Here is an 8,228-nt window from a genome sequence, read left to right on the forward strand (position 1 = left end):
TTATAACGGCTTTGCCTGGCCGCTGTAAACATTTACTGTTTTAAAGTTAATCTGTAATACTGTCATATCCGCAGCTTGTGCCATACAAGCATTTCCCCCTGTCCCCGGTTGTTCCACATACAATACGGAACGGCCCGCAGAGAAACTTCTTCTTTTTCCAGCTCTACACTTCCGTACAACTGATTTTCGCCGTCTGCACCTTTGTTTCTTACACGTATTCCTTTATAGGAAAGAGTTGGAACATTTCCTACCAGTTCTTCTGCGGGAGCGTTTTCTTCTATCGAAGTGTTCTCTTCTACAAAAATCTCTGAAAGGAATCTGCCGTTTTCTTTTTCCTCCAGGCAATACACCAGCGGACCTTTCATCAGGGCTGTTTTTCCTGCATCTGCCCTCACCTGGTCATTGGCTCCCATCCATCTGGGAACCACATGGAAATCAATACTGATCCGTGTGTCTCCCGGTGAAATGCAAAGCCTCTGATAGCCTTTGTCAGGCTGCGTTTTTATGGAAATTCCATTCTGCACACATTCCCATTTCTCACTGTACCAGGGAATGCGGATGTTCAGGATTCCTGGTCCGGACGACTGCACCTGGAGCTGAACCTTTCCATCCTGCAAAAGCGTGGAATCCATTTTTATCTTCATACGGCTCTCTTTGATTTCTGTATCTGCTGTAGAGGAGATAAACTGGTTAATATAAACCCCTTCCTCATCTTCTGCGTATATGTACTGTCCCAAAGAAGCAAGGGTTCTTCCCACATTTGGCGGGCAACAGGCAACTCCAAACCATTTCTGCCTTACCGGTTTCACATGCTCCATGTAAGTGTGCTCTGTGCAAAATTCCGGAACCACCTCAAGTGGGTTTACATAAAAGTACCGGTCTCCTGCAATATTGATTCCTGCAATCACAGTGTTATACAACGCTTTCTCTACATAGTCATAATAAGAAGCATCTCCTGTGATGGCTGCCATTCTCTGCCCGAACATCATCACACCGATAGATGCGCAGGTTTCAGAATAGTTGGTACTGTTTGGAAGATCGTAATCTGTAGTAAACCGCTCGCGGAAGCCGCTGCTTCCGATTCCTCCTGTAATGTACATCCGCCGTGTCGTCATGTTCTCCCAAATTCTGCTGCAAGCTTCCATAAGCCCTGAATCGGCATCTTCTCCGGCCAGATCAGCCATTGCGGAGCACATATACATTTCCCTTACTGCATGTCCAACTGCCTCATCCTGCTCTACAGGAGGCTTGTGAGCCTGAGAATATTCCAGATCGTACCTCTCGAACTCCGGAAAAAATTCCGGATGTCCTCTTCCCGCAATTTCTGCCTGCAAATAATTAGGATTCCTGCCCCTCTCCTGGATAAAATACCTGGCCTGCTGAAGATAAATCTTCTTTCCGGTCTCCCGGTAAAGCTTCACCAGGGCCAGTTCAATTTCCTGATGTCCCGGATAACCTCGTTTCTGGCCTTTTCCTGTACCAAACACCCTGCATATGAGATCTGCATTTTTCTTTGCAATATTAAGGATTTTCTCCTTACCTGTAGCCTGGTAATAAGCAACAGCAGCTTCGATCATATGTCCGGCTGTGTACAATTCGTGGCCCTCCACCAGATTGGTCCACTTCTTCGCAGGGGCATTTACGGAAAAATAAGTATTCAGATATCCATCTGGTTCCTGTGCTTTCCCTATCAGATCAATAACCTGATCTGCCAGCTCTTCCAGATGCTCCCCACGGCCACCTGCTATGGTGTAGGCAACCGCTTCCAGCCATTTGTAAAGATCTGTGTCCTGGAAAACAACTCCTTTTCTCTCTCCCTTTTCTTCACCTGCGGCAATACGGAAATTATGGATACAATAGGTAGGCTCTGAATCTTCCAGCTGGTCATTGAGAATTTTCCACTGATGGGGAATGATCTTCTCGCTTACTTTATTCACATATTCCCCAAACAGACTGTCTGTGATCCGGATTCTCTTCAGATCCAACTGTTTCAAGTGTTTTTTCATATTTGCACCTGCCTTTGCCGATTTTGATTAATCGTTTAATCTTCTTTGTAAAAAATAAAAAACCGGATTAATTCCATGTTTTTCTTTTAGTTTACTGGTTTCTCGTTAATCGTTTTACTTATCTTTAAACTGATAGTAGCACGTCAAATGGATTTTGTAAATACTATTTATTTTTTTCAGCTTTTCTTATAGATTATATACTTGATTTTTATGGATTATCACTATATTTTTCGTCTAATTAAACGTTTTTCTATATTATTTTCTCTCTATAATACATTTTATGACATACAACCTTTCAAATAACGTACAAGTTTATTTTGTTACTGTTCGCTCCGTTCGCAGTAACGCGCTTTGCGAAGCACAGAAAGACGAACCTTCTTGTGACAAGCACAAGAAGTAGCGTTTGCTGCGCAAACTTAATTCTCGGGTTTTCTGTGAACTTTGTTCACAAAAAACGCCTCGCGGAACGTTACCAGTGAACAGTGACTTTATTTTTCAAACATTCTCTGGTTCTGTCAGACAATTTCTGCTATAATGTAAGTAATTATGATACCAGTGTCAACAGGTCAAAAAGCTGTTCGTGCTTGCACAATAAGGCTTTTGAACTTGGATGAGAAAGCAGCGATTTACGCAGTAAATCAGCGGATTTCGAATATTTGAAGGATTGCGGGAGCAGCGCAGCTGCGTAGCAATCCGGGTATCAAATGAGTGCCAAAAGACCTTTTGACACTCATTTCATTAATTATAGTTTCTTTCAATAATGTTATTGAAAAATTAGCCAGCAACTTATTTTCAGGAGGTACGAATGAAATTAAATTCAAAATGTATGGCCTGTCAGATACGCAAACAGGAAGCAAAAATTCGTCATTTTAACGACGAAGACAGAAAAAAACAATATATGGAAGCAATCCGCCAGCGTTTTGAACATCCAAAGGATGACGACTGCGTTCCAAGCATCTCCACAGAACTGAAGAAATTCTACTGTTCCTTCTGGGGCGTTCCTATGGAAGATTTCACCCGGATCAACAAAGAATATGACCAGCTTATGCTGGATTTGGAAGCTGAGCTTCGTTCCACTATCCGTTATTCAGAAGATCCCTTAAAAGCCGCACTTATTTATGCCCGCACCGGCAACTATATCGACTTTGCGGCGCTTCCGGAAGTCAGCAAGGAAACTGCACTTTCTCTTATTAAAAGTGAAAACAAGGATGATCTTGACGAACAGGAATATCGTCAATTCTGCCAGGATATGAAAAAGGCAGAGAATGTTGTATATATTACCGATAACTGCGGTGAGATCGTTCTGGACAAAATTGCCATCCAGATTCTGAAAAAGATATTTCCAAATATACGGATCACAGCATTAGTACGCGGACTGCCCGCTGGAAATGACGCAACCATGGAGGACGCTGAATTTTGCGGTCTTACTGATGTTGTGCCTGTACTTGGAAACGGAAACGACGTAGGCGGTACCTGGCTTCACGGGATCAGTACCCACGCCAGAGAACTTCTATATAATGCTGACGTGATCATTGCCAAAGGTCAGGGAAATTACGAGACTCTGCATGGCTGCGGACTGAACATCTACTACCTGTTTTTGTGCAAATGCGACTGGTTTCAACAGCTTTTTCATGCAAAATTACTACAAGGAATGTTCATAAATGAGAAGCGAGCGCCAAAGGCTACTGCTTTTTCGTCAGATTGACAAGAAACTGTTTAAAAGTTTGTACGATTCTGCCCTAGCCCTTTTGGGTGGTTTTCGCTATACTAACATCAGATGAAAAAAGCATCGAAACAATTTTGATTATAATAATTAATTGAGAAATTTGGAGGAAAAATCATGGCAAGCTTATCATTACAGCACATTAACAAAACTTACCCGAATGGTTTCCAGGCAGTTAAAGATTTCAACCTTGAAATCGAAGACAAAGAGTTCATCATCTTCGTTGGACCATCCGGATGTGGAAAATCTACAACACTTCGTATGATCGCAGGTCTTGAGGAGATCAGCGGTGGTACATTAAAGATCGGTGACAAGGTTATGAACGATGTAGAGCCGAAAGACCGTGATATCGCAATGGTTTTCCAGAACTACGCTCTGTATCCTCATATGACAGTATATGATAACATGGCATTTGGTCTGAAACTTCGTAAAGTTCCGAAAGATCAGATTGACAAAGCTGTTAGAGAAGCAGCCAGAATCCTTGACCTTGAGAAACTTCTTGATCGTAAACCGAAGGCTCTTTCCGGTGGACAGAGACAGCGTGTTGCTATGGGACGTGCTATCGTTCGTAATCCTAAGGTATTCCTTATGGATGAGCCTCTTTCCAACCTGGATGCTAAGCTTCGTGTTCAGATGCGTATCGAGATTTCCAAGATCCATCAGAGACTGGGCGCAACAATCATCTATGTAACACATGACCAGACAGAGGCTATGACCCTTGGTACCAGAATCGTTGTTATGAAAGATGGTGTTGTTCAGCAGGTTGATACACCACAGCACCTTTATGAGCAGCCAGGCAACCTGTTCGTTGCAGGATTCATGGGATCCCCGCAGATGAACTTCCTTGACGCTCAGATTGCTGAAAAAGGCGGCGACCTTATTGCTAAAGTTGGTGAGTATGACATTGTTATCCCGGCAGCGAAAGCGAAAGTGCTGAAAGACGGCGGTTATGTTGGCAAGACAGTTGTTCTTGGTATCCGTCCAGAGGATATTCATGATTCCCAGATGTTCATCGAAGCTTCTCCAAGCGTTCCAATGACATCTACAGTTAAAGTTTATGAGCTTCTTGGTGCTGAAGTATTCCTGTACTTCGATGTAAACGGAACTCAGGTTACAGCACGAGTTGATCCTCGTACAAACTCCAAGACAGGCGATACAATCAAATTCGCATTCGATATGGAGAAATCTCACTTCTTCGATAAAGAGACAGAGCTTACTATCTGCAACTAATATTTAGAAGGATGAATTTAGTTAGGCCTCAGGGGTTTTCCCCTGGGGCTTTTTTGTGGTATACTATGAGCACTTAATGAGCGTAAGCCCACAGGTGCAGTGCGAATTTAGTGCGAATGCACACCCGGACACTTAGCAAGTCCAAGCCACAGACGCCGGACGCGCTTCGTGTGTACGCACACCTTGAGCAAACTTTATTACTTTTCTACTAAAGGAGCACACCTATGAAATTACTTCAGATTCTCCAGAAATGTCTGGAAGACTGGAAGAATATCAGTCATCTGGATTTCTGCCTTGTAAATTTAGATAACACTATTTATATCAGCACCTGCGACAGAGCCCTTCCATCTGAAGAGAAGCTGGAAGAATTTAAGGAAGATGAGGCGCTGTGTATTTCCAATATGAACTGCCGACTGTATAAAGTGACAGAGAGTCACCAGCTTCAGTATATCCTGATTGTATGGGGAAATTCAGAGGCCGCTTCCACCATCGGGGAACTGGCTGTCTGCCAGATTGAGAGCCTGCTTACCGCTTACATGGAAAAGAGCGACAAAAACGTATTTATGCAGAATCTTCTCCTTGGCTCCTATTCTGAGGTAGACGCTTTTAACCGTGCGAAAAAGCTTCATATTACAACCACTGTACGGCGTGCTGTTTTCCTGGTGGAGACCAAACAGAGCAAGGACGAAAATGCCCTAGCTACCATCCGTAATATTTTTGCAGCTAAGACAAGAGATTTTATTACTGCTATCGACGATTCCGGAATTATTATTCTCCGTGAGCTCCAGCCTTCTGAGGATTATTCCGATCTGGATGATATTGCCCATATGCTGGTGGACATGCTGAATACAGAGGCCATGACTTCCGCCTGGGTTTCCTACAGCAATATTGCAGATGACCTGAAGCAGCTCCCGGATGCTTACAAGGAAGCACGTACTGCCTTAGAAGTGGGCAAGATTTTCTATACTGGCAAGAATGTGTTTGGATATAACCGTCTTGGAATCGGTCGCCTGATCTATCAGCTGCCGGTGGAGATCTGCGAGATGTTTATCGATGAGTTTTTCAAAGAAGAAACTCTGGATTCTATTGATGACGAAACACTCGCTACCATCCGCACCTTCTTCGAAAACAACCTGAATCTTTCCGAAACCTCCAGACAGCTTTACGTACACCGAAATACACTGGTGTACCGCTTCGAAAAGCTGCAGAAAAAATTCGGGCTGGATATCCGAACCTTTGAGGATGCGTTAACGTTTAAGTTAGCGATGATGGTGGTGAATTATATTAAGTATAAGAAAGCAGAATAAAATTCCCCCTCTTAAACAATCATTTTTAACTTAACAATTTCTCTTTTAGTGGCTTTTTCAATTTGCCGACTCTGTTCTTCTGTCAGCTGCTGATTCCTATTCAAAGTAACTGTCTTGATCAAAGTAAATGCTACTTTCTTGAAAGACTGTCCATAGAGCAGAAAGGAGATTCTGGGAAACCTGAAATTGCTCTATGGTCAGATCTATTTTCTTTATTATACATGTTAAAGTGGATTTTAAATCACACGTTTATTGTAAAGTGTAAAAATAAATTCCTGATTATGTGGCATTTTTTACTTATATTCTTCTTCATCCTTCGCCCACTCAAACGTACACTTCACAGCCTTCTTCCACCCTTTCAGCTTCTTCTTACGCTCCTCTTCTGTCATCTGTGGGGTGAACTGACGGCCGATCTGCCAGTTGCTTTTTACTTCGGAGGCGTCTTTCCAGAAGCCGGTGGCGAGACCAGCCAGATAGGAAGCACCGAGGGCGGTGGTTTCGATGCAGCTTGGACGGACCACCTGAGTGTCGAGAAGGTCAGCCTGGAACTGCATGAGGAAGTTATTGGCGCTGGCGCCACCGTCTACGCGGAGAGCGCTGAGATCAATGCCAGAATCCTTCTCCATGGCTTCCAGAACGTCGTGTACCTGATAGGCCAGGGACTCTACCGTGGCACGCACCAGATGAGCTTTTCCTGCGCCTCTGGTAAGACCAAGGATAGCGCCTCTTGCATACTGATCCCAGTATGGTGCACCGAGACCTGTGAACGCAGGAACCACGTATACGCCGTTTGTGTCCGGCACTGACAGACAATATTTCTCAGAATCCGGGGAACTCTCCAGAATTCCCACTTCGTCTCTCAGCCACTGAATAGCAGCACCTGCCACGAAAACACTTCCCTCCAGGGCATATCCCGGTGTTCCGTCTGCTTTCACTGCAATGGTGGTAAGAAGTCCGTTCTTTGACTCTACTGCCTTATCTCCTGTATGCATAAGCATAAAGCAGCCGGTACCATATGTATTCTTTACATCACCTGACTCAAAGCAACACTGTCCGAAAAGAGCTGCCTGCTGGTCTCCTGCCGCCCCGGCAATTGGGATTCTGCCCCCGATCAGGTTCTCATTGGTATAACCATAAATACAACTGCTTGGCTTCACTTCCGGCAGCATGCACTCTGGGATATCCAGGTATTCCAGAATCTCTTTATCCCATTTTCTCTCATGGATGTCAAAAAGCATGGTTCTGGAAGCGTTGGTGTAATCCGTCACATGAACTTTCCCTTTTGTCAATTTCCAGATCAGCCAGGTATCTACTGTTCCAAAGAGAAGTTCCCCATTCTTCGCACGCTCTCTGGCACTTTCTACATGATCCAGGATCCATTTCAGTTTCGTTCCGGAAAAATAGGCGTCCGGAATCAGACCGGTTTTCTTTCGAACCAACTCTGACATGCCGTCTTTTTCCATCTTCTCAATCATATTAGCTGTTCTGCGGCACTGCCATACAATTGCCGGATAAACCGGCTCTCCTGTCTTCTTATCCCACACAATCGTAGTCTCTCGCTGATTCGTGATTCCGATAGCGTGAATATCCTCTGCATCTACACTGATCTTACTCATGGCTTCTGTAGCCACTGAAATCTGGGAGGACCAGATTTCCTTCGGATCATGTTCCACCCAGCCTGGCTTCGGGTAATACTGTTTGTACTCTTTCTGTGCTACGCTGCACATATTTCCCTTTTTATCAAATAAAATACATCTGGAACTGGTAGTTCCCTGGTCCAATGCCATTATATATTTTCCCATAGTACACCTCGTTTACTTTGCTTGAATTATTTATATTATAGCCTATTTTCACATACAAGAAAATACCTTAACTTGCTATTTAGTGTGTTGGTCGTTATTCCGGACGCGATTTCACAATGTATATTCACCGCCGCGCGTCGCAACGTTCCGGCAAGCTAAT

At 43.9% G+C, this 8,228-nt stretch carries 5 protein-coding genes; 3 read left to right on the plus strand and 2 right to left on the minus strand.

Features of this window, described 5'->3' with window-relative positions; genetic code table 11:
- Positions 1–62: 62 nt before the first annotated feature.
- Positions 63–2,006 (minus strand): glycoside hydrolase family 127 protein, encoded by a 1,944-nt coding sequence (locus tag AB5618_RS19900; RefSeq protein WP_118582633.1) that lies wholly within the window; start codon positions 2,004–2,006, stop codon positions 63–65.
- An 805-nt stretch (positions 2,007–2,811) separates the two neighbouring features.
- On the opposite strand from AB5618_RS19900, the gene AB5618_RS19905 reads away from it, so the two are divergent.
- The 3 genes from AB5618_RS19905 to AB5618_RS19915 all read left to right on the plus strand — a co-directional run bounded on the left by AB5618_RS19905 (position 2,812) and on the right by AB5618_RS19915 (position 6,266).
- The gene (locus AB5618_RS19905; RefSeq protein WP_173717465.1) at positions 2,812–3,711 is read left to right on the plus strand and encodes a DUF89 domain-containing protein; all 900 of its coding nucleotides are present in this window, start codon (positions 2,812–2,814) and stop codon (positions 3,709–3,711) included.
- Positions 3,712–3,846: 135 nt separating this feature from the next.
- Positions 3,847–4,959: an ABC transporter ATP-binding protein gene (locus AB5618_RS19910; protein WP_118582627.1), complete on the plus strand. Its 1,113-nt coding sequence runs from the start codon at positions 3,847–3,849 to the stop codon at positions 4,957–4,959.
- Positions 4,960–5,183: 224 nt separating this feature from the next.
- Complete coding sequence (locus AB5618_RS19915; protein WP_173717464.1) at positions 5,184–6,266, plus strand: CdaR family transcriptional regulator; 1,083 nt, start codon at positions 5,184–5,186, stop codon at positions 6,264–6,266.
- 293 nt (positions 6,267–6,559) lie between these two features.
- On the opposite strand, the gene glpK is transcribed toward AB5618_RS19915, so the two are convergent.
- On the minus strand, positions 6,560–8,068 hold the full coding sequence (gene glpK / locus AB5618_RS19920) for a glycerol kinase GlpK (protein WP_368367013.1): 1,509 nt from the start codon (positions 8,066–8,068) through the stop codon (positions 6,560–6,562).
- Positions 8,069–8,228: the final 160 nt, after the last annotated feature.

Origin of the sequence: Ruminococcus sp. J1101004sp1_RTP21198st1_B9_RTP21198_201120, assembly GCF_040924245.1 — a bacterium.
Taxonomy (GTDB): Bacteria; Bacillota; Clostridia; order Lachnospirales; family Lachnospiraceae; genus Blautia_A; species Blautia_A faecis.